At 69.0% G+C, this 17,506-nt stretch carries 18 protein-coding genes; 12 read left to right on the forward strand and 6 right to left on the reverse strand.

Annotation, left to right across the window (positions count from 1 at the left end):
* Position 1 precedes the first annotated feature (1 nt).
* Positions 2–1,150 carry an ABC transporter ATP-binding protein gene (locus tag BDK89_RS15695; protein WP_133869851.1) on the forward strand — a complete coding sequence of 383 codons (1,149 nt, stop codon included), beginning with the start codon at positions 2–4 and terminating at the stop codon, positions 1,148–1,150.
* Positions 1,147–3,621, forward strand: a complete 2,475-nt coding sequence (locus BDK89_RS15700; protein WP_133869852.1) for a glycoside hydrolase family 2 protein — start codon at positions 1,147–1,149, stop codon at positions 3,619–3,621. Before BDK89_RS15695 ends, BDK89_RS15700 begins: the two co-directional genes overlap by 4 nt.
* Before the next feature lie 57 nt (positions 3,622–3,678).
* On the opposite strand, the gene BDK89_RS15705 is transcribed toward BDK89_RS15700, so the two are convergent.
* From BDK89_RS15705 to BDK89_RS15715, 3 genes are read right to left on the reverse strand one after another with little or no spacing between them, the layout of a single operon-like run.
* Complete coding sequence (locus BDK89_RS15705; RefSeq protein ID WP_133869853.1) at positions 3,679–5,463, reverse strand: ABC transporter ATP-binding protein; 1,785 nt, start codon at positions 5,461–5,463, stop codon at positions 3,679–3,681.
* Positions 5,463–7,247, reverse strand: coding sequence for an ABC transporter ATP-binding protein (locus tag BDK89_RS15710; protein WP_133869854.1), 1,785 nt, complete (start codon positions 7,245–7,247; stop codon positions 5,463–5,465). Before BDK89_RS15710 ends, BDK89_RS15705 begins: the two co-directional genes overlap by 1 nt.
* 33 nt (positions 7,248–7,280) lie before the next feature.
* Positions 7,281–8,507: a CaiB/BaiF CoA transferase family protein gene (locus BDK89_RS15715; RefSeq protein ID WP_133869855.1), complete on the reverse strand. Its 1,227-nt coding sequence runs from the start codon at positions 8,505–8,507 to the stop codon at positions 7,281–7,283.
* Positions 8,508–8,625: 118 nt separating this feature from the next.
* Here BDK89_RS15715 and BDK89_RS15720 point away from each other — a divergent pair, with 118 nt between their 5' ends.
* The 4 genes from BDK89_RS15720 (at position 8,626) to BDK89_RS15735 (ending at position 12,052) form a co-directional block, all read left to right on the forward strand.
* Entirely contained in the window at positions 8,626–9,159 is a 534-nt protein-coding gene (locus BDK89_RS15720) for a VOC family protein (protein WP_133869856.1), read from the forward strand.
* A gap of 3 nt (positions 9,160–9,162) precedes the next feature.
* Complete coding sequence (locus BDK89_RS15725; protein ID WP_133869857.1) at positions 9,163–9,819, forward strand: carboxymuconolactone decarboxylase family protein; 657 nt, start codon at positions 9,163–9,165, stop codon at positions 9,817–9,819.
* The gene (locus BDK89_RS15730) at positions 9,816–10,538 is read left to right on the forward strand and encodes a GntR family transcriptional regulator (protein WP_133869858.1); all 723 of its coding nucleotides are present in this window, start codon (positions 9,816–9,818) and stop codon (positions 10,536–10,538) included. Before BDK89_RS15725 ends, BDK89_RS15730 begins: the two co-directional genes overlap by 4 nt.
* A 77-nt stretch (positions 10,539–10,615) precedes the next feature.
* Positions 10,616–12,052 (forward strand): aldehyde dehydrogenase family protein, encoded by a 1,437-nt coding sequence (locus BDK89_RS15735; protein WP_133869859.1) that lies wholly within the window; start codon positions 10,616–10,618, stop codon positions 12,050–12,052.
* Between the two features lie 56 nt (positions 12,053–12,108).
* Here the strand turns inward: BDK89_RS15735 and BDK89_RS15740 are convergent, their stop codons facing one another.
* On the reverse strand, positions 12,109–12,411 hold the full coding sequence (locus tag BDK89_RS15740; protein WP_208294091.1) for an arsenate reductase family protein: 303 nt from the start codon (positions 12,409–12,411) through the stop codon (positions 12,109–12,111).
* Positions 12,412–12,613: 202 nt separating this feature from the next.
* Between BDK89_RS15740 and BDK89_RS15745 the strand changes: the two genes are divergently transcribed.
* On the forward strand, positions 12,614–13,069 hold the full coding sequence (locus BDK89_RS15745) for a hypothetical protein (RefSeq protein WP_133869861.1): 456 nt from the start codon (positions 12,614–12,616) through the stop codon (positions 13,067–13,069).
* On the opposite strand, the gene BDK89_RS15750 is transcribed toward BDK89_RS15745, so the two are convergent.
* Positions 13,002–13,313 (reverse strand): DUF4031 domain-containing protein, encoded by a 312-nt coding sequence (locus tag BDK89_RS15750; RefSeq protein WP_133869862.1) that lies wholly within the window; start codon positions 13,311–13,313, stop codon positions 13,002–13,004. The genes BDK89_RS15745 and BDK89_RS15750 overlap by 68 nt on opposite strands.
* Positions 13,314–13,341: 28 nt before the next feature.
* Between BDK89_RS15750 and BDK89_RS15755 the strand changes: the two genes are divergently transcribed.
* Positions 13,342–14,022: an HD domain-containing protein gene (locus BDK89_RS15755; protein ID WP_166657620.1), complete on the forward strand. Its 681-nt coding sequence runs from the start codon at positions 13,342–13,344 to the stop codon at positions 14,020–14,022.
* Positions 14,023–14,238: 216 nt separating this feature from the next.
* Positions 14,239–15,594: a M20/M25/M40 family metallo-hydrolase gene (locus BDK89_RS15760; RefSeq protein ID WP_133869864.1), complete on the forward strand. Its 1,356-nt coding sequence runs from the start codon at positions 14,239–14,241 to the stop codon at positions 15,592–15,594.
* A 19-nt stretch (positions 15,595–15,613) separates the two neighbouring features.
* Here BDK89_RS15760 and BDK89_RS15765 read toward each other — a convergent pair whose 3' ends face one another.
* Positions 15,614–16,279, reverse strand: a complete 666-nt coding sequence (locus BDK89_RS15765; protein ID WP_133869865.1) for a ferredoxin — start codon at positions 16,277–16,279, stop codon at positions 15,614–15,616.
* Positions 16,280–16,316: 37 nt separating this feature from the next.
* Between BDK89_RS15765 and BDK89_RS15770 the strand changes: the two genes are divergently transcribed.
* Genes BDK89_RS15770 through BDK89_RS15780 form a run of 3 tightly spaced genes read left to right on the forward strand, consistent with a single transcriptional unit; the run spans position 16,317 to position 17,500 of the window.
* On the forward strand, positions 16,317–16,604 hold the full coding sequence (locus tag BDK89_RS15770) for a DUF3039 domain-containing protein (protein WP_166657621.1): 288 nt from the start codon (positions 16,317–16,319) through the stop codon (positions 16,602–16,604).
* Between the two features lie 20 nt (positions 16,605–16,624).
* Positions 16,625–17,104, forward strand: a complete 480-nt coding sequence (locus BDK89_RS15775) for an NUDIX hydrolase (RefSeq protein ID WP_133869866.1) — start codon at positions 16,625–16,627, stop codon at positions 17,102–17,104.
* A 21-nt stretch (positions 17,105–17,125) separates the two neighbouring features.
* On the forward strand, positions 17,126–17,500 hold the full coding sequence (locus BDK89_RS15780; RefSeq protein ID WP_133869867.1) for a roadblock/LC7 domain-containing protein: 375 nt from the start codon (positions 17,126–17,128) through the stop codon (positions 17,498–17,500).
* Positions 17,501–17,506 lie beyond the last annotated feature (6 nt).

Here is a 17,506-nt window from a genome sequence, read left to right on the forward strand (position 1 = left end):
CATGGCAACCGTACGATTCGAGAACGTCGTCAAGCGCTACCCGAACGGCTTCGAAGCCGTCACCGACCTCGACCTCGACGTCGACGACGGCGAGCTGCTCGTCGTCGTCGGCCCGTCGGGCTGCGGCAAGTCGACGACGCTGCGCATGCTCGCCGGACTCGAAGACATCAGCGAGGGGAAGATCTGGATCGGCGACCGCTGCGTCAACGGCGTCGAGGCCCGCAAACGCAACATCGCCATGGTGTTCCAGAGCTATGCGCTCTACCCGCACCTCACCGTCGCGGGGAACCTCGCCTACCCGCTGAAGGTCGCCGGGATGGACAAGACCGAGCGCGAGCAGCGCGTCCGCGACGTGGCGGCGACGCTCCGACTCACCGAGTTGCTCGATCGCAAGCCGCGCATGCTGTCCGGCGGCCAGCGTCAGCGCGTCGCCATGGGCCGCGCCATGGTGCGCCAGCCCGAGGTGTTCCTGATGGACGAGCCGCTGTCGAACCTCGATGCCAAGCTCCGCGTCCAGATGCGCGCCGAGGTGTCCGAGTTGCAGCGCAAGCTGAAGGCGACGATGTTCTACGTCACCCACGACCAGGTCGAGGCCATGACCATGGGCGACCGGGTCGCCGTGATGAACCTGGGCGTCCTCCAGCAGGTCGCGAGCCCGACCGAGCTGTACAACAAGCCCGCCAACGTGTTCGTGGCCGGGTTCATCGGTTCGCCACCCATGAACCGCATCGATGCGACGATCCGTCGCTCCGACGACCAGGTGCTCGCCGCATCGGGTACCGCCGACATCACGGCGCTCTCCCCCGACCTCGCGTCGATCGCCGACCTCGCCGGACACGGCCAGTTCGTGCTCGGGGTGCGTCCCGAGCACGTGACACTCACCTCGTCGGGCGAGGGACTTCCCGCCCGCGTCCGGCTGGTCGAACATCTCGGTTCCGAACAGATCCTCCACGTCGAAGTCGACGACATGCAGCTGTTCCAGCCCGAGGGCAACGAAGACGTCGACGACGACGGTTCGACGCACCGACTCATCATCAACGTCCGCGACGACACGGTCGTGGTCAACACCGGCGACACGCTGCACCTCACCGTCGAAGGACGTCACCTCCACGTGTTCGACGGCACCACCGGCGAACGCGTGTCGCCGTGACCGCGCCGGTCACGACCCACCTGCACGACGGGTGGACGCTCCACCAGCACCGCCGCGCCGAGGGGGCACCCGCCGTCGAACCGATCCCGGCAACGGTGCCCGGCGGCGTCTTCACCGACCTCCTCGCTGCCGGCGTCATCCCCGATCCGTTCGAGAGCACGAACGAGGCCGCGGTGGCGTGGGTCGCCGGATGCGATTGGCGGTTCCACGGCGAGTTCACCGTGGACGACGGACACCTCGCGCACGATCATCTCGAGCTCTGTTTCGACGGACTCGACACGCTCGCCGAGATCTCGATCAACGACACCATCATCGCCGTCACCGAGAACATGCACCGGCGGTACCGATTCGACGTCGCAGCATTGGCCCGACCTGGCGTCAACACGATCGACGTCGTCGTGCGATCGGCGACCGACGCGGCCGAGCGTCGACGCGAGCGTGAGGGGGACTGGCCGACGGCGAACTTCGGTCGTCCGTTCAACTACATCCGCAAGATGGCGTGCAGCTGGGGCTGGGACTGGGGCCCGTGGCTCACCGACGCCGGCATGTGGCGCCCGGTTCGGCTCGTTGCATGGTCGGCCGCCCGGCTCGGCGACGTCCGACCGCACGTGTCGGTCGACGCCGACGACCACGGTCGCCTCGACGTCGAGGTCGATGTGGCATCGACCGGCGGCGCGACCGTGGCCGTCGCGGTCGTCGATCCCGACGGTGTCGAGGTATGCCGACACGACGTCGCGTTCGCCGGCGATCGCGTCCGGGTCGCGCTCGACGTCGGCGCGGTCCGACGATGGTGGCCACACACGCTCGGCGACCAGCCCCTCTACCGCCTCGACGTGAGCCTGCTCCAAGGCGGCCAACGCGTCGACGGGCGCTCGATGCGTATCGGGTTCCGCACCGTGGAGCTCGACACCACGCCCGACGCGAACGGGTCCGCCTTCCGGTTCCTCGTCAACGGCCGCCCGATGTTCGTGCACGGGATCAACTGGATCCCCGACGACGTCTTCGTGAGCCGCATCGACGCCGAGCGCTACCGCGAACGGATCGGGCAGGCGATCGATGCCAACGTCGACCTGCTCCGTGTGTGGGGCGGCGGCATCTACGAAGACGACGCCTTCTACGACGCCTGTGACGAGCTCGGCGTGTTGGTCTGGCAGGACTTCCTGTTCGCCTGCGCGGCCTATCCCGAACACCTCCTCGCCGACGAGGTCGAGGCCGAGGCCCGCGACAACGTGTCTCGCCTGATGCATCACACGTCGCTCGCGATCTGGAACGGCAACAACGAGAACATCTGGGGCTTCTGGGACTGGGCGTGGCAGGAGGTGCTCGAGGGGCGACCGTGGGGTGCCGGCTTCTACCACGAGCTCCTCCCGTCGGTCTGTGCCGAGCTCGATCCCGGCCGTCCGTACTGGCCGGGCAGTCCGTTCTCGGGTTCGACCGATGTCGCGCCGAACGCCGATGCACACGGATGTGTCCACGTGTGGGACGTCTGGAACCAGATCGACCTCGTTCGCTATCGCGATCGAACGCCCCGCTTCGCCTCCGAGTTCGGCTGGCAGGCCCCTCCCTCGGTACGGACCCTCGAGGAGTATCTCGATCCGGCCGAACTGAACCGGTCGTCCGACGCCTGGTTCACCCACCAGAAGGCGGCCGACGGTGACCTCAAGCTCGATCGCGGCATCGAACCCCGATTCGGCACGGTCGACGACTTCGACGCGTTCTGCTACGCAGCCCAGGTCGTGCAGGCCCGGGCGATCCGCACGGGCGTCGAACACTTCCGCTCGCTCAAGCCGTACTGCATGGGCACCGTGTGGTGGCAGCTGAACGACTGCTGGCCCGTCACCAGCTGGGCGGTGATCGACTCGCGGACCCGCCGCAAGCCGGCGTGGTACGCACTGCGCGACGCCTACCGGCCCCGCCTCCTCACCGTGCAGCCGCGTGGCGACCGTCTGGTCGTGTTCGCGATCAACGACACCGACCGACCGTGGCACGTCACGACCGAGGCGGTGCGGCGTTCGGCGACCGGCGACATCGTGTCGAGCGAACCGGTCGAACTGGCCGTCGCTCCCGACGGCATCGCCTCGTTCACGCTCACCCCCACCACCGGCGCCCGCTCCGACGTGCTGACCGTCGGCGATGTCGATGATGATGCCGGGCGGGCATGGTGGTGGTTCGCCCTCGATCGTGAGGCGCCACTGCCGACACCGAACCTGTCGTTCGATGCGTCACACGACGGCGACGACCTGGTCGTGACCGTGACGTCCGACGTCGTGGTCCGCGACCTGGCGATCTTCCCCGAGCGGGTCCATCCCGACGCGACCGTCGATCGTCAACTGGTCCACCTGCTCCCCGGCGAACCGGCCACGTTCCGCATCAGCGGTGTGGCCGAGTCCGACCTTGACGCGCTCACCACCCTGCCGGCCCTCCGCCACACCGCCACCCTCACCTCCCTCGACCGCCCCACGAAGGCGTGAACTCCGTGCGCACCCGGTGCGCACATTGATCACGCATTCACCGGGGTGAACCGGGGGTCAGACGGGTTGGGAGGCGGTCCAGGCGGCGGCGAGACGGGCGTAGTGGCCGTCGAGTTCGACCAGCTCGGCGTGGGTGCCGAGTTCGGCGAGACGACCGCGCTCCACGACGGCGATCCGATCGGCCCGCTGTACGGTGCTCAGTCGGTGGGCGACGACGATCGTCGTGCGTCCGTCGGTGAGCCGTTCGAACGCCTGCTCGACGAGTGCCTCGGTGCCCGGGTCGAGACTCGACGTCGCCTCGTCGAGCACGAGCACCGCCGGGTCGACCAACGCCGCCCTGGCCAGCGAGACGAGCTGCCGCTCCCCCGCCGACAGGCGTGATCCGCGTTCGCGCACCTCGGTCGCGAGACCGTCGGGGAACTCCTCGAATCGAGCCCGCACACCGATCGCATCGAGGGCGCGCACCAGATCGTCATCGGTCGCGTCGGGTCGGGCGATGCGAAGGTTGTCGGCGATCGTGCCGTCGAAGAGGAATCCCTCCTGCGGGACGACGACGATCCGGTTCCGCAGCGACGCCAGCGTCGCGTCGCGCAGATCGACACCACCGAAGCGGACGTGCCCCTCGGTCGGGTCGTACAACCGGGCGACGAGCTTCGCGAGCGTCGACTTGCCGGCACCGGTGGGACCCACGAGCGCGATCCGCTCGCCCGACGCGATCGTGAGGTCGACATCGGCGAGCACCGGCGTGCTGGTGCGGGGATACGTGAACCCGACCCCGTCGACGGCGAGTTCGCCCGACTCCGGCAGATCGACCGCGCCGTGGTGCTCGTCGACGTCGGGGGTCGTGTCGAGGATCTGGAACATCTTGGCGAGCGAAGCGGTCGACGCCTGGAGCGTGTTGTACAGCTGCGACAGCTGCTGCACCGGTTCGAACAGGCTCGACAACAACAGGACGACGCCGACGACGGTACCGGTCGACACCTGGCCGCTCGACGCCAGCCAGCCGCCGGCTCCGATCACGATCGCCGTGGCGAGCACACCGAAGAACTCGACCGCGCCGAAGTACCACGTGGACACCTTCACGCTGTGGAGGTGCGCGTCGTAGAGCTGGCGGTTGATCACGGCGAAGCGCCGTCGCTGCTCGCCTTCGCGCACCGACGCCTGGATGACACGGACGCCGGTGATGTTCTCCTGGATCGCCGAGAGGTTCTCGCCGACGCGCTCGCGCACCTCGAGGTAGGCCTCGTTCGAGTCGCGTTGGAAGCGACGCGTCGCCACGATGATGAACGGCATCACCAGCAGGCCGAGCAGGGTGAGCTCCCACGACATGATGAGCAGGACGATCAGCGCGAACACCAGCAGGATCGCCGCCGACACGAACTGCAGCAGCCCCCACTGCACGAGTTCCGACATCGATTCCATGTCGGCGGTCATGCGCGAGACGAGAACGCCGGCCTTGTTCCGATCGAAGAATGCGAGGCCTTGTCGCTGGATGTGGGCGAACAGTCGGAGCCGGAGCGATCGGAGGAAGCCCTCGCCCGCCCGGTTCACGAAGATGTACTGCTGGCGCGACCCGATGAGGGCGACGATCACCACGACGATGTAGATGCCGATCGCCAGGTTGAGGGCGCCTCGGTCGCCCTTGGCGATGCCCTCGTCGATGCCGTAGCGCAGCAGCAGCGGCCCGATGATCGTGGTGCTCGTGGCAAGGGTGACGAAGCCGAGCGTGGCGAGCGCGAGCTTGCGCTGCGGCTTGGCGAACCGCGCCGCACGACGCAGCACCTGCTTCGCCTCGTCGGCGTCGAGGCGGTCTTCCTCGCTGACGGCGCTCCCGCCCCACATCAGCCGGCCCCCTCGGTCACACCGTCGGCATCGGCGAGTTCGGCATCGGCGAGTTCGGCGGCGGCGAGCACGGCCCGGTAGTGCGGTTCACGTGCGAGGAGCTCGTCGTGAGCACCGTCGGCGACCACGCGTCCGTCGGCGACGAGGACGACCCGGTCGGCCATGGCGATGGTGCCGGCACGGTGGGCGATGACGATGGTGGTGCGCCCGTCCATCACCGTCGACATGGCGTCTCGGATCTGGTGCTCCTTGGTCGGGTCGACGGCGCTCGTCGCGTCGTCGAGGATCAGCACGGCGGGGTCGGACACGATCGAGCGGGCGATCGCGATCCGCTGCCGTTGTCCGCCCGACAGCGAGAACCCGCGTTCGCCGATGATCGTGTCATAGCCGTCGGGGAGGTCGTCGATGAAGTCGGCCGCACCGGCGAGCTCGGCTGCACGGCGCACCTGTTCGGGCGTCGCCTCGGGGTGGGCGAACGCGATGTTGGCGCCGACGGAATCGTGGAACAGCAGGGTGTCCTCGAAGACCAACCCGACCGACCGGCGGACGTCGGCGACGGTGAGGTCTCGCAGATCGGTGCCGTCGAGCGCGATCGAGCCGTGCTGGGGGTCGTAGAAGCGGATGAGCAGCCGGGCCACCGTCGACTTGCCGCTGCCGGTCGAGCCGACGATCGCCACCGACGTGCCCGGCTCGATGTCGAGGTCGAAGCCGTCGAGCACCGGCTCGTCGGCGTCGTAGCCGAATCTGACGTCGTCGAAACGAACGGCACCCTCGGTAGGCCGAGGCCGGGGGTCGTCCGGATCGACGATCTCGGGCGTCACGCTCATCACCTCGTCGACGCGTTCGAGTGCGGCGGTCGCCCGTTGCGCCCAGGCGACGGTCATGCCGATCGTGCGCAACGGCCAGACGAGCATCTGGACGTAGATGTTGAACGCCACGAGTTCGCCGAGCTGCATCTCGCCGTTGATGACCTGATAGCCGCCGATGCCGAGGACGGCGATGAGGCCGATCGACGGGAGCAGTTCGTTGATCGGCAGGTGCATCGCCCGGATCCGGGCGGCGTCGAGCGACACGTTGCGGATGTCGTCGGCCTCGGCTTCGAGCTTCTTCGCCTGGACCGGCTCGGCGCCGAAGCCCTTGACGACGCGAACCCCGGCCACGGTCTCCTCCACCACCGTGGCGAGCTGCGCCTGCTCCTGCTGGACCGCACGGACGGCCGGATGGATGCGGGTCGAGAAGGTGCGGGCGTTGACGAGGAGGAACGGCAGTGGCACGAGCGCGAACAGCGCCAAGTAGGCGTTCATCGAGAACAGCACGATCGTGACCACGACGACGAGGAACAGGTTCGACACGGTCAGCGGGATCATGACGACGAACGCCTGGATCTGGTTCAGGTCGCTCGACGCCCGGCTCATCAGCTGGCCCGTCTGGGCCCGGTCGTGGTAACCGATGTGGAGGCAGAGGATGTGATCGAGGAGCCGCTCGCGAAGCCGTCGTTCGACGAGCCGGCTCTGCGAGAACGCGACGTATCGGCGGGCTGCGGTGAACGTGCCGGTCACGAGACCGGCGAGTGCGATCAGGGCGGCCCAGCCCCAGGCGCTCTCGGCGCCTTCGATCGAGCGGTCGATCGCGAGGCGCACCAGCTGGGGAACGGCGATCTTGCCGAGCGTCCACAGCAGGCCGACTCCCACCCCGAGCGCCAGTCCGAGCCACTGGCGACGCAAGAGCGCCAGCAGCGGCTTCCAGGCCGCTCGGGATGGGGTGGTACTCGAAGGCTCGCTCACGCTCCGACCACCGTACCCAGGGATGGGCCGGTCCTAACCGTCGGAAGTCTCGTTCGTCCGACGATGCTCCGCGCGTCCCGCTCGTGCGGCGAGTTCGGCCCGCACCTCGTCGGTGTGTTCACCCAGGTTCGGCCCGACGTCGCGCACCGAGCCCGGCGTGCGGGAGAACCTCGGCACGATGCCGTTCATCGGTGTCTCGAAGCCGGCGCGGGCGGTCCGGCGCACGACCATGTCGCGGGCGAGATAGTGCGGGTCGGTGATCATGTCGGGCGCGGTGTAGACGCGTCCGGCGGGTACGCCGTGTTCGGCGAGGAGCGCGAGGAGGTCGGCCGATGTGCGGGTCGATGCCCAGTCGGCGACGATCCGGTCGAGTTCGTCGGCGTTGCGCCCCCTCGGCCCGTGTTCGGCGAACCGGTCGTCGGTCGACAGGTCGGTGCCCGCGAGATCGGGCGCCATCGCTGCGGCCAGGCGCCGGAACACCGTGTCGGCGTTGGCGGCGATCAGCACCTCTGATCCATCGGCACAGGGATAGGCGTTGGCGGGGGCGACGCCCGGCAGGACGCCACCGGATCGCTGGCGGACGACTCCGCCGACCTCGTAGTCGACCATCGTCGACTCCATCAACGAGGCAACGGCCTCGTAGATCGCCACGTCGACGCTCTGCCCGACGCCGCTCCGCTCTCGCTCGTGCAGCGCCGCGAGTGCGCCCATCACCGCGTGCATGGCGGCGAGCGAGTCGCCGAGACTGATGCCGCATCGGGCCGGTGGGCGATCGGGGTCGCCGGTCGTGTGTCGGATGCCGCCGACCGCCTCGCCGATCGATCCGAACCCGGCCTCGGCGGCTCGCGGTCCGGTCTGACCGAACCCAGAGACGTGGACGACGATGACGCCGGGGTTGGTGCTGCGCAGGGTCTCGTCGTCGAGACCGAACTCGGCGAGACGGCCGGGCCGGAAGTTCTCGAGCACGATGTCGGCGGTGTCGGCCAGCGCCCGGACGAAGGCGAGCCCGTCGGGGTCGTGGAGATCGGCGACGACCGACCGCTTGTTGCGAGCGATCGCGGGCCACCACAGGCTGTCGCCGTCGTCGGTGGTCACACCCCACGAACGCATCGGGTCGCCCGTGCCGGGGTTTTCGATCTTGATCACGTCGGCGCCGTAGTCGCCGAACAGCTGGCCGGCGAACGGGCCGGCGATGAAGCTGCCGAGTTCGAGGACCCGGATGCCCTCGAGCGGGCCGGCCGAAGACGGTGCGATCGACATGCCAATTGCATACAACTCGACTGCGCCCAAGCGCAACAACTCGCCGAGCATCAGCGACTGTAACGACTCTGTCGGTCGGCCGCTTGACGTCGATGCAGCAATTGCGCACAATCCAGACATGAACGAGTTCGAGTTCCGGGGGATCAATCACCTCGCGCTGGTGTGCGAGGACATGGGCCGCACGGTCGACTTCTACGAGGGCGTGCTCGGCATGCCGCTCACGAAGACGATCCAGCTGCCCGGGGGAGGCCAGCACTTCTTCTTCGACTGCGGGGGCGGCGACTCGCTCGCGTTCTTCTGGTTCCCCGACGCGCCGGCGCGCGCACCCGGCATCGCATCCCCGGCGGGTCGGGTCGACCGCGGCGACTTCGTGACCGCCCACGGCTCGATGAACCATGTCGCCTTCGACGTGCCGGCCGAGCGCATCGACGAGTACGTCGAGCGCCTGCGCGCCGCCGGCGTCGACTGCACCGACGTCGCCAACCATGACGACTCCGAGTTCGGGATCGCCGCCGAACCCCACGACGGGGTGTTCGTCCGCTCGATCTACTTCATGGACCCCGACGGCATCCTGCTCGAGTTCGCCGCGTGGCAACGCCGGCTGACCACCGACGACGTCCGCCACGCGCCGGCTCGACCGATCTCGGCCTGAACCGTGCCGCGCCTCGATCCCGTCTCCCGCGCCGACAACACCGACCCGCTCGTCGAGTCGATGTACGGCCTCCTGTTCGGCGACCGCGACCCGGCGGTCGAGCCCGGCACCGCGACGGGGACACCCGGCGACTGGTGGACCGTCTTCGCCAACGACACCAAGGTCTTCGAACACGCCATCCAGGGCTTCGGCGTGTACCGATCGGTCAGCATCGACCCGATACTGCGCGAGTGGGCACAAGCCCGCGCCGGGTACGCGACCCAGAGCCAGTTCGTGTTCTCCCAGCACTGCAAGGCGCTGCGCGGCCTCGGCGCGACCGAGGAGCAGATCGCTGCGATCCCCCACTGGTCGGCAGCCGACTGCTTCGGAGAGGTCGACCGGCTCGTCCTGGCCTACACCGACTGTCTCGTCTACGACCTCGGCCGCGTGCCCGACGCCCTGTTCGACCGGTTGCGTGGACACTTCTCCGACCGAGAGCTGCTCGAACTCACTTATGTTGCGTCGCTCTACATGATGCACGGCGTCATGTCGCGCGCGTTGCGCACCGAGTGGGACGACGTCGACGAGCGGGTCACCGAGGTTTTCGTCGACGATGCCGACGACGACCTGCTCCGCATCTCTGCCGATGACGTCGAGAGCAGCGACGGCGAGGCCGGATGACCGACAGCTTCGCCACCGCCACCTCGAACGACGTCGCCCGCGTCTACGACGGGGTGCGGCGGGGCATCGTCGAGGGCGACTTCCTGCCGGGCACGCGTCTCGTGGAGCAACGACTCGCCGAGCTGTTCGACTGCTCACGCACACCGGTGCGCGAAGCGGTACGCCGTCTCGAATCGGAAGGGCTCGTCGTCGTCGAACGCAACCGCGGGGCACGCGTCCGTCCGTTGTCGGAGCACGAGATCGCCGACCTGTACGACGTGCGCGCCCGGCTCGAGGGGTATGCAGCGTCGCTGGCGGCGACGCGCCACGAGCACGCCGACCTGATCGGGCTCCGCAGCGCGCTCGAGCGCTTCGAGCGCGCGACCGAGGCCGGGCTCCGGTCACGCGACGACCGCGCCGTCGTCCGCGACCTCGACGCCGCCAACGCCGACTTCCACGAGTCGTTGCTCGCGATGAGCCGCCACAGCCGGATCCGGAGCCTGGTCCATGCGGCGGTCGACGCGCCGCTCGTGTTCCAAGCGCTGCAGCACTTCGAACCGACCGAACTGGAACGTTCGGCGACGTTCCACCGACTGATCGCCGAGGCGGTCGGCGCCCGTGAGCCCGAGCGGGCCGAACGCCTGATGGTCGAACACGTGCTGCAAGGTCGCGACACCTTGCTCGCCGGCTTGTCCGAGGTCGCCGACGTCGCCGAGCTGTTCGCCGCCAGGCCCGGCTGAACCGGACGAGTCGTGCGGCACGAAGCCCGCGCGGCCGACTCCGCACGCGCCCGTCGCTCGCCGTAGTGTCGGCACTCATGGAGATCTCCCCGAACGCGACCAAGTTCTACATCGACGGCCAGTGGGTCGAGTCGTCCACCGGCGACACCCTCGACGTCATCAATCCCGCCACCGAGGAACCGATCGCCACGATCGCACTCGGCGGCCAGGCCGACGTCGACGCCGCCGTCGCCGCTGCCCAGCGTGCCTTCGAGTCGTGGTCGCAGACCTCGATCGACGAGCGCACCGCGATCCTCAACAAGGTCACCGAGCTGATCGGTGCACGTGCCGACGATCTCGCCAACGCCATCAGCGCCGAGATGGGTGCGCCGCTCGGTCTCGCCAAGGCCGCGCAGGCGGCGAGCGGCCTCGCTCACTTCGCGACGACGGCCGCCGTCCTGCCGAGCTTCGAGTTCGAAGAACAGCTCGGCAACTCGCTCCTGGTCAAGGAGCCGATCGGTGTCGTCGGCATGATCACGCCGTGGAACTGGCCGATCAACCAGATCTCGTGCAAGGTCGCGCCGGCTCTCGCCGCAGGCTGCACGATGGTGCTCAAGCCGTCGGAAGTCGCCCCGTTGAACGCGATCATCTTCGCCGAGATCCTCGACGAGGCCGGTGTGCCCGCCGGCGTGTTCAACCTGGTGAACGGTGACGGCGCCGGTGTCGGCTCGTACATGTCGGGCCACCCCGGCGTCGACATGATGTCGTTCACCGGCTCCACCCGCGCCGGCGTCGAGGTCGCCAAGAACGCCGCCCCGACCGTCAAGCGGGTCGCCCAGGAGCTCGGCGGCAAGTCGGCCAACATCATCCTCGACGACGCCGACTTCGCCGAGGCGATCGGCCGCGACGCGTTCGGCATGTGCATGAACTCGGGCCAGTCGTGCAACGCGGCCACTCGCATGCTCGTCCCGAAGAGCCGCATGGACGAGGCGGCCGCGATCGCCAAGGCCGCGATGGAGGCCGTGGTCGTCGGCCCTCCGTCGCAGGACGGCACGACGATCGGACCGGTCGTGTCCGAGGTGCAGTGGAACAAGATCCAGGACCTCATCCAGGCCGGCATCGACGAGGGCGCGACCCTGGTCGCCGGCGGCACCGGTCGCCCGGACGGACTCGACGCCGGCTACTACATCCGCCCGACGCTGTTCGCGAACGTCACCAACGACATGCGCATCGCCCGTGAGGAGATCTTCGGTCCGGTCCTCGTCATCATCGGCTACGACGATGACGACGACGCCGTACGCATCGCCAACGACACGCCCTACGGACTGTCGGGCTACGTGTCGGGCAGCCCCGAGCGCGCCATGGCGATCGCCCGCCGTATCCGGACCGGCAACATGCACGTGAACGGTGCCGGGCCCGACTTCCAGGCGCCGTTCGGCGGCTACAAGCAGTCGGGCAACGGCCGTGAGTGGGGCAGCCTCGGCCTCGAAGAGTTCCTCGAGACGAAGGCGATCATGGGAGCCCCCGCCAGCTGATCACCGAGCACCGGAGTCGAACCGGGCCGCCGACGCGAGTCGGCGGCCCGCTCGCGTCAGGACGACAGGAGCTCGGCGACGCGTTCTTTGGGGCGGCCGATGATGGCGGCGTCGTCGGTCACGACGACGGGACGCTGCATGATCATCTTGTTGTCGAGGATCACCTGGACGATCTGATCGACCGTCCGGACGTCGTCGTCGGACAGCTCCAGCTTCTTGAACAGGCTGTCGCGCCGGACCAGGTCGGTCGGCGGGTCCTCGAGCTTGGCGATGATGTCACGCAAGGTCGCCTCGTCGGGCGGGTTCTTGCGATACACGACGATGTCGGCGTCGACCCCGAGTTCTTCTGCAATGCGCACGGCATTGCTCGACGAGTTTCAATTTGGGTTGTGGTAGATGGTCACCTTGGCCATGGCGCCACCGTACCCCGAGATCACGATGGCGGGCCGGGTCGATCCACGCCGGCGGCTCGCGATGTGACACCCCCTCCGTAGGGTGCCTCGTACCGACTTCCCCTCGACAACCGCCGGTGTCCCACCGGCCCCACCGTTCGAGGTCATCATGTCCCGACCCACCGGCATCCACCGGTTCCCACGCGCCCACATCGACCCGATCGTCGATCCGGCGACCGCACTCTCCCTGTTCCGTCGGGCGCTCGCCGTCCCCCGGCGCCACGAGACGGTCATCGTCCTCCTCGACGACCGGCGATGCGGCTTCTCGATCGTGACCGTCGACGGCACCGACGAACCCGACCACGTCCTCGGTGCCATCGAGTGCTTCACCCACCCGCCCCTGGTCGAGAACGGCCTCGACGCGCTCCTCGTGGCGACCGATCGGACCGCGGACGGCGGCACCGAACCGGGCGACGCCGATCGATGGTTCGAGATGTGCGACCTGACCGATCAGGCGGGCGTCGAACTCGTCGAGTGGTTCGTCTTCGGCCGCACGATCAGCTGTCCGCGTGATCTGGTGGGTGCGCCGCCGCGCTGGCGCGGGCTCGACGCTCGCTCGGCGTGAGGCGCAAGCCCGCTGCCCGCAGCCGCCGGACGAGCTCTCTGCTCTCGACGACCGTCGCCCCGTTGTCGATCAGTTCGGCGCGGTACTCGTCGGGGATGTCGTAGTGGTCACCCTGGAACCCTCGGCGCGGAATGCCGTTGGCGTCGGCGAACGCGTGGAGCTCGTCGAGCGACTCGTCGCTGACGAGATGGCACCACTTTCGGCCGCGGAACCACCAGCGGGCTTCGTCGATCAGGATCGTCACGGGCTCCGAGCCTGCCACACTGGTGTGCATGAGTGGCGACGAGCGAGAGCTCCACCTCGCCTGGCTGCGTCACGTGGGGATCGGTGCCGACGCCGAGCACTGGTTCGACACCGTCATGGGCGCGCACCGCGCCGAGGGCCGGCACTATCACACGGCCCGACACGTGCGTTGGGTGGTGCAGCACGTCCGCACCCTCGCACCGGCAGCCGACGTCGCCGACGCCGACCTCGACATCGTCGTCGCGGCGGCGTTCTTCCACGACGTCGTCTACGACCCGACGGCATCCGACAACGAGACGGCGAGCGCCGCCATGGCCCGTCGGGCGCTCACCGACCTCGGGTGGCCGCCCGAGCCGACCGAACGCGCCGCGACCATGATCGAGGCGACTGCGAACCACGGCGCCGACTGCGTCGACCGTGCGACGTGCGTCATGCTCGCCGCCGACCTCGGCGTGCTCGCCGCCGAGCCGGGCGCGTACAGCGATTACGTCCGCAACGTGCGCAAGGAGTACGGCCACCTCGACGACGCGTCGTGGCGAGCGGGACGAACGGCGTTCGTGCGGTCGATGCTCGAGCGCGCCTCGATCTTCCCGGCGTCGCTCCGACTCGAGCAGTGGGAGAAGCGGGCCCGCGCGAACTTCACCGCCGAGTTGGCGGCGATGCAGCCGCTCAGCGGCGGAGACGGCGAGAGCGACGCACCCGAACCCTGATCGGCTCGGCCTGCGGCCCGCGAGCGGTCGCCACGGCAGCCAATCCGAGGAAGGCAGCGAGGCTGTACCAAAGGGTCGTCATCACGTGCAGTGTACGCACAATCGCACGTGACGACCAGTGCAGGTTCGGTCAAGGATCAGCGGACGTTCAGCCACGACGGCGACGCACCCCGAGCCGCAGCCGGCCGAGCGAACCCCACGGCATAGGGTGACGCCATGACCGAACGCGCCCTGACCGCCGAGACCGTCGAGCTGCTGCAGACCATGATCCAGAACGCGTGCGTCAACGACGGAACCCGCGAGTCGGGCGAGGAGACCCGGAACGCCGACACGCTGCAGCACTTCATGGAGGGTGCCGGGCTCGACGTGCAGCGCTTCGAGGCGGTCGAGGGACGAGCGTCGATCGTCGCCCGCATCGAGGGATCCGACCCCGATGCTCCGTCGTTGTGCCTGATGGGTCACACCGACGTGGTGCCGGTCAGCCCCGACGGCTGGAGCCGAGATCCGTTCGGCGGTGAGCTGGTGCGCAACGACGACGGTGTCGAAGAGGTCTGGGGCCGCGGCGCAATCGACATGTTGAACCTCACCTCGTCGATGGCGGTCGCCTTCCGCGATCTCGCCCGGAGCGGATTCCGGCCGAAGGGCGACCTCATCTACTTCGGCGTCGCCGACGAGGAGGCCGGCGGCACGTGGGGCGCCGAGTGGATGTTCGAGCACCACCCCGAGGCGATCGACGCCGACTACTGCCTGACCGAGCTCGGTGGCTGGTCGACCGTCGACGATCACGGGCACCGTCACGTGACGGTGAACGTCGGCGAGAAGGGCCTGGCGTGGCGCCGGCTGCGGGTCAGCGGCACACCCGGTCACGGCTCGATGCCGTTCGGTGCCGACAACGCGCTCGTGAAGGCGGCCGAGGTGGTGCGCCGGTTGTCGGAATACCGGCCGAACCCGCGGCTCGGTCCCACGTGGACCGGTTTCGTCGACTCGTTGTCGATCCCGGCCGAGCTGAAGTCGGCGATGCTCGACCCGGAGCGGGTCTACGACGCGATCTCGACCCTGCCGGTCCCCCAGGCCCGGATGTGTCATGCGCTCACCCACACGACGATCTCGCCGAACGTCGCCGAGGGCGGGCAGAAGACGAACGTCATCCCCGACACCGTCGACATCGAGGTCGACATCCGCACGGTGCCGGGCACCTCGTACGACGACGTGAAGGCGATGCTCGACGACGCACTCGGCGACCTCGCGCCCCACGTCGACGTGACCGACCTCCAGGTGGGCGTCGCGACGGAGTCGCCGACCGACAACGATCTGTGGGACACGATCAGCAAGCGGACCCAGATCGTCTACCCCGACGCCACGCTGGTCCCCGGTCTCGTGGTGGGCGGCACCGACGCCCGCTTCTATCGGCAACGCGGTCGTGTCGCCTATGGCGCCGGCCTGTTCTCGCCCTCGATGGACTTCGCCACCTTCGGCAACCGGTTCCACGGCCACGACGAACGAATCGACGTCGAGAGCCTCGCCCTCGCCACCGAGTTCTGGATCGGCATCTCGAAAGACCTCGTCGGCTGAACCGGCACGCCGTCCGGGTTCACCAGCCGACGAAGGCGCGCATGTGGAAGCGCATCTGGTCGGGTCCGTAGAAGCCGTCGGCGTCGACCGGGCAGGCTCGCCGTGCGGCGCAGCCCGTCTCGAGACACACCGGTTCGGCGCCCGACCGCACGTACTCACGACACGACACGTGGTCGTAGCCGTCGGCCGTGAACGCGTCGACCGGACACGTCGTCAGGCACGGCGCATCACAGCCGACGCACGGCGACGTCGCCACGCCGGTCGGCGGGAGCCCCTCGACCGGATCGGCGAACAAGAACGCGCCGCGCAGGGCGTGCCACAGACCGTCGGTCGGGTGGACGAGCAGCCCGATCGGCGACTGCCACACGTCGCTCGCTCGCTGCGCCCAGCGCTGGAAGGGTTGGAACGGTTCGTCGCTCGGATGCACGAACTCGGCACCGAACCGTTCGGCGATCGGTCGGAGCCGACGGCGGGTCCAGGCGTCGAGCGGGTCGGGCTCGTCGCGCTCCTCGGCCCGGAAGATCGGCCACATGGTGCCGCCGACGTTGCCGACGATCACCACCGTCGCCGGCCGACGCCCGTCGGCGAGCACGGGCACCGGATCGTCCGGTCCGACGGCGAAGCCGCCGCGCGCCACCATGCCGGTCGGCTCGATCGCCGACGCGAGATCGCGGTAGCTCGTCACGGTCACGACCGTACCGATCGGTGGCACACTGGGACGCATGTCGGAGTTGCAGACGATGCCCGCCGAGGTCATCCCCGAGATCGACCAGGACACCGAGACCGGCGAACCACCCGTCGCCCACATCGTCAAGGTCGAGCCGGGCGAGTCGGCGACGGCCAAGGTGCTCGAGGCCCGCATCAACGGCACACCGATCGAGGCGCTGTGCGGCCACGTGTGGGTGCCGGCCCGCGACCCGAAGCAGCTGCCGGTGTGCGAGGCCTGCAAGGAGATCTACGAGATGTACAAGGTCTTCAACGACGGCCTCCGCGACACGCCCGGCGACTGACGACGTTCGATCGGCGAGCCATGACCGAACCGAACTGGCGGGAGGCGACCCGCGGCCTGGTCATCGACGAGGACGACCGACTCCTGATGGTGAAGTACGTCTTCCCGAGCGGCGACGTCCGCTGGGGCACACCCGGTGGCGGTCTCGATCCTGGTGAGGATCACATCGTCGGCCTGCATCGCGAACTGCACGAGGAACTCGGGCTCACCGGCGCCACGATCGGCCCGCACGTGTGGGACCGTCGCCATCTGTTCCCGATGTTGACCGGCCACGACGGCCAGCGCGAGCGTTACTTCCTGGTGCGGGTCGGCCACTTCGACCCGGTGCCGGCGATCGGCTGGGAGCAGATGCGCGCCGAGTTCCTGCACGACGTCCGCTGGTGGACCGTCGACGAGCTCGACGCCTCCCCCGAATCGTGCATCCCGAACCGCCTCACGACCCACCTCCGCACCCTCCTCACCGACGGACCTCCCCCCAGCCCCATCGACATCAGCGATTGATCCTTCTGGGATACTGGTGGGGTGAGCGGGGAGCAGGCCGAGATCGACCGGATCGTCGACGAGTTCGTCGGCACGACGGCGCACGTGCGCGGGGCGGTGCTGGGGTCGGCCGACGGTCATCCGCTGGCTGCCCGCCTCGACGACATCGACGCCGAGCCGAGCACCGTCGCGGCGATGGGCGCCGCTGCGCTCGGTCTGTCGACCCAGCTCGCCCGGGTCGCCACCGAGGCGACGACCGCCAGCACCTATGTGCGGGCGTCGGGCGTCCAGGTCTGGGTGTTCGACATCGGCAACGCCGCGACGCTCACCGTCTTCGGGGCCGAGCACGGCGACGCCGCGGCGATCGTCCAGGCATCGCAGCGTGCGGCCGGCCGCGTGATCACTGCGCTCACCTGACAAGCC

It is taken from the genome of Ilumatobacter fluminis (assembly GCF_004364865.1).
GTDB lineage: Bacteria > Actinomycetota > Acidimicrobiia > Acidimicrobiales > Ilumatobacteraceae > Ilumatobacter > Ilumatobacter fluminis.